Source organism: Variovorax sp. 01T439_2, from assembly GCF_056398445.1.
Window position 1 is genome coordinate 1 of sequence record NZ_JBFTPJ010000611.1, and the last position, 3,704, is coordinate 3,704.

A 3,704-nucleotide genomic window follows, 5' to 3' on the forward strand; every position below is an offset into this window, starting at 1 on the left:
CTCTGTAGATCAGGTCGCCGGGCTGCAGCTCCCACGCGGCCGACAGGTGCTCGATGGTTTCGGCCACGTTCCAGATCAGCTTGCTCACGGTGCTGCGCTGGCGGTCGGTGCCGTTGACCTGCAGCGAGATCTCGGCGTTCTCGGCATCGCCGGCCTCGGCCACCGGCACGATCGGGCCGATGGGCGCGCTCTGCTCGAAGCCCTTGCCGATGTCCCAGGGGCGGCCCTGCTTCTTCATGTCGTTCTGCAGGTCGCGCCGCGTCATGTCCAGGCCCACGGCATAGCCGTAGATGTGCTTGTGCGCATCGGCCGCCGCAATGTTCTTGCCGCCGGTGCCGATCGCCACCACGAGCTCGATCTCGTGGTGCAGGTTCTTCGTGAGCGTGGGGTAGGCCATGGTGCCGGTCTGGCCCGCATCGACCACCACCAGCGCGTCGGCCGGCTTCATGAAGAAGAAGGGCGGCTCGCGCCCGGTGAAACCCATTTCCTTGGCGTGGTCCTCGTAGTTGCGGCCCACGCAGTAGATGCGGTGCACCGGAAAACGGGCCGGCTGGCCGACCACGGGGATCGAAACGGTCGCGGGCGGGGCGAAAACAAACTCGGAAGCCATTGCGTCTGTCCTTTTCAGCGGAACGGAGAAAAAACGGCAGTGTGCCAGAGGCAGGCACGGGCTGCCGGTGCGGCGCTATGCTTGCGGGATGATGAAGCTGCACAACTACTTCCGATCGTCCTCGTCGTTCCGCGTGCGCATTGCGCTCCACCTGAAGGGCCTGGAGTTCGACTACATCCCGGTGCACATCGCCCGCGGCGAGCACCGCACGGGGCCGTTCTCGGCCATTTCCGCCGACATGCTGGTGCCGCTGCTCGAGGACGAGGGCGAGCGCTTTTCGCAATCGATGGCCATCATCGAATACCTGGACGAAACCCACCCCGAGCCGGCGCTGCTGCCGCACGATCCGGTGGGCCGCGCCCATGTGCGCGCGCTGGCGGAATCCATCGCCTGCGAGATCCATCCGCTCAACAACCTGCGCGTGCTCAAGTACCTGGTGAAGGAGCTCAAGCTCGACGACGAGGCCAAGAACGCCTGGTACCGCCATTGGGTGCGCGACGGCATGCTGGCCTTCGAGCGCCAGCTCGCGCAGCATCCGGGCGGCCGGTTCTGCTATGGCGACACGCCCACGCTGGCCGACTGCTGCCTGGTGCCTCAGATCTTCAACGGCCGCCGCTTCGACTGCGACTTCAGCGGATTGCCGCGCACCATGGCCGCCTTCGAGGCCTGCATGGAACTCGACGCCTTCCAGCGCGCCCAGCCTTCGCAGTGCCCCGACGCGGAAGCCTGAACGCGCCCGCCGCCATGGACGACGCGCACTGGATCGTGCCCGACTGGCCGGCGCCGCCCAACGTGCGGGCCGTGTGCACCACGCGCGAGGGCGGTGTCTCGCAGGGCCGCTACCAGAGCCTCAACCTGGGCGACCACGTGGGCGACCTGGCCGCCCACGTCGCCGAAAACCGCCATCGCCTGGCGCAGGCCATCGGCGGCGCGCGGCCGGTCTTTCTTCAGCAGGTGCACGGCACCGGCTTGGTGGCGCTCGACGCCGAGGCGGGCAGGGTGGGCGACGGCACGCCGGCCGATGCCTGCACCGCCACGGCCACCGGCGTGGCCTGCACCATCATGGTGGCCGACTGCCTGCCCGTGCTCTTCACCGACGGATCGGGCCAGCGGGTGGCGGCCGCGCATGCCGGCTGGCGCGGCCTGGCCGGCGGCGTGCTCGAGGCGGCGGCCCGGTGCTTCGAGCCCGCGCAGGGCGGCGGCAGGGTCATGGCCTGGCTCGGCCCGTGCATCGGGCCCCGTGCCTTCGAGGTCGGGCCCGAGGTCAAGGCTGCGTTCGAGGCGCATGCGCCCGAGGCTGCGCGCTGCTTCCTGCCCGCGGCGGCGCCCGGCAAGTGGCTGGCCGACCTGCCCGCGCTCGCGCGCCAGCGCCTCTGTGCAGCCGGCGTGGAATCGGTGCATGGCAACGACGGCAGCGACGCGTGGTGCACCGTCGCCAACCCGTCACGGTTCTTTTCGCACCGGCGGGACGGCGTCAGCGGGCGTTTCGCCGCCTTGGTCTGGAAGGCCTGAGTCCGCGCCTGCCGCTGCGGCCGCCTCGCTCGCTGCGCGGCGCGCTTCTTCCTGTGCCTTTGCCTCGCGCTCCCTGATCGCGCGGCGCCGCCCCGGCGTCCCCATCAGGTAAACCACCAGTGCGACAGGCGCCAATCCGTACAAAAGAAATGTGAAGATGGCACCCAGCACGGTGCCGGTGGTGTTGGTGGCTTCGGCCACGGCCATCATCAGGGCGACGTAGAGCCAGCCAATCACGATCAGGTGGATGAACACAAGAAGTTTCAGTCGGTAAGTGAGCGGGGAGCGTTGTGGGCGCCTTGCGAAATGCAGGATACTCAAAATACGCAAGCCATCCGTATCGATTCAGGTGAGGACCAGGAGACATGATGAAGCAACAAGCAACGGGGGCCGACGCGTTCGCGCCCCTCCAGCAGGCTCTTTCGGAGGGATGGACCAAGGCGCTGGAATCGCTCCAGCAGTCCGCCGTACAGGGGGCCTCGGCCTTCAACGGCGGCGGCACGCCGCTGTGGCAATTGCCGCCGGGGGCAACGCTGCCTGAGTTGCCGAAAGTCTCCATCGCGCCCGAGAAGCTGCAATCGATCCAGCAGCAGTACATGGCCGAGGCCACCGAACTCTGGCGCCGCGGCTTCGACGCCAGGCCCGAGGGCGACAGGCGCTTTGCCGGCGAAGCCTGGGGCAGCAACCCGCTCGCGGCCTTCTCGGCGGCGGTCTACCTGCTCAATGGCCGCACCCTGCTCAGCATGGCCGAGGCCATCGACGCCGACGAAAAGACCAAGGCGCGCATGCGCTTCGCGGTCGAGCAATGGATGGCGGCCGCATCGCCCAGCAACTCGCTCGCCTTCAACGCCGAGGCGCAGAAGAAAGCCATCGACACGCAGGGCGAGAGCATTGCCAAGGGCATCCAGAACCTGCTGCACGACGTGAAGCAGGGCCACCTCAGCATGACCGACGAAAGCGCCTTCGAAGTGGGGCGCAACGTGGCCACCACCGAGGGCGCCGTGGTGTTCGAGAACGAGTATTTCCAGCTGCTCGAATACAAGCCGCTCACGGCCAAGGTCTACGAACGGCCGTTCCTGCTGGTGCCGCCGTGCATCAACAAGTTCTACATCCTCGACCTGCAGCCCGAGAACTCCCTGATCCGCTATGCCAACGAGCAGGGCCACCGCGTGTTCGTGGTGAGCTGGCGCAACCCCGACGAGTCGCTGGCCCACGCCACCTGGGACGACTACATCGAGAACGCCGCCATCAAGGCGATCCATCTCGTGCAGGAGATCGGCGGCAGCAAGCAGATCAACGCGCTGGGCTTCTGCGTGGGCGGCACCATCCTGAGCACCGCGCTGGCCGTGCTCGCCGCGCGCGGCGAGAAGCCGGCCGCGTCGGTCACGCTGCTCACCACCTTTCTCGACTTCAGCGATACCGGCATCCTCGACATCTTCGTGGACGAGGCGATGGTGGCGTACCGCGAAATGCAGCTGGGCAAGGGCGGCCTGCTGCCGGGCATGGACCTGGCCTCGACCTTCAGCTTCCTGCGGCCCAACGACCTGGTCTGGAACTACGTGGTCGGCAACTACCTGAAGGG

Annotated in this window: 5 protein-coding genes; 3 read left to right on the top strand and 2 right to left on the bottom strand. The window is 67.7% G+C overall.

Features of this window, described 5'->3' with window-relative positions; all coding sequences use genetic code 11:
• Nucleotides 1–610: fumarylacetoacetate hydrolase family protein (locus AC1DOC_RS24300; RefSeq protein WP_478130661.1), on the bottom strand; the 610-nt coding region annotated here is incomplete at its 3' end.
• Nucleotides 611–701: 91 nt separating this feature from the next.
• Here AC1DOC_RS24300 and maiA point away from each other — a divergent pair.
• Both maiA and pgeF read left to right on the top strand, forming a co-directional pair.
• Complete coding sequence (gene maiA, locus AC1DOC_RS24305) at nt 702–1,340, top strand: maleylacetoacetate isomerase (protein ID WP_026283796.1); 639 nt, start codon at nt 702–704, stop codon at nt 1,338–1,340.
• Between the two features lie 14 nt (nt 1,341–1,354).
• Complete coding sequence (gene pgeF / locus AC1DOC_RS24310; RefSeq protein WP_478083469.1) at nt 1,355–2,122, top strand: peptidoglycan editing factor PgeF; 768 nt, start codon at nt 1,355–1,357, stop codon at nt 2,120–2,122.
• Here pgeF and AC1DOC_RS24315 read toward each other — a convergent pair.
• Complete coding sequence (locus AC1DOC_RS24315) at nt 2,054–2,377, bottom strand: hypothetical protein (RefSeq protein ID WP_478082014.1); 324 nt, start codon at nt 2,375–2,377, stop codon at nt 2,054–2,056. The genes pgeF and AC1DOC_RS24315 overlap by 69 nt on opposite strands.
• Nucleotides 2,378–2,490: 113 nt before the next feature.
• On the opposite strand from AC1DOC_RS24315, the gene AC1DOC_RS24320 reads away from it, so the two are divergent.
• Nucleotides 2,491–3,704, top strand: a 1,214-nt coding sequence (locus tag AC1DOC_RS24320; RefSeq protein WP_478130662.1) for an alpha/beta fold hydrolase, incomplete at its 3' end; no start/stop codon positions are given.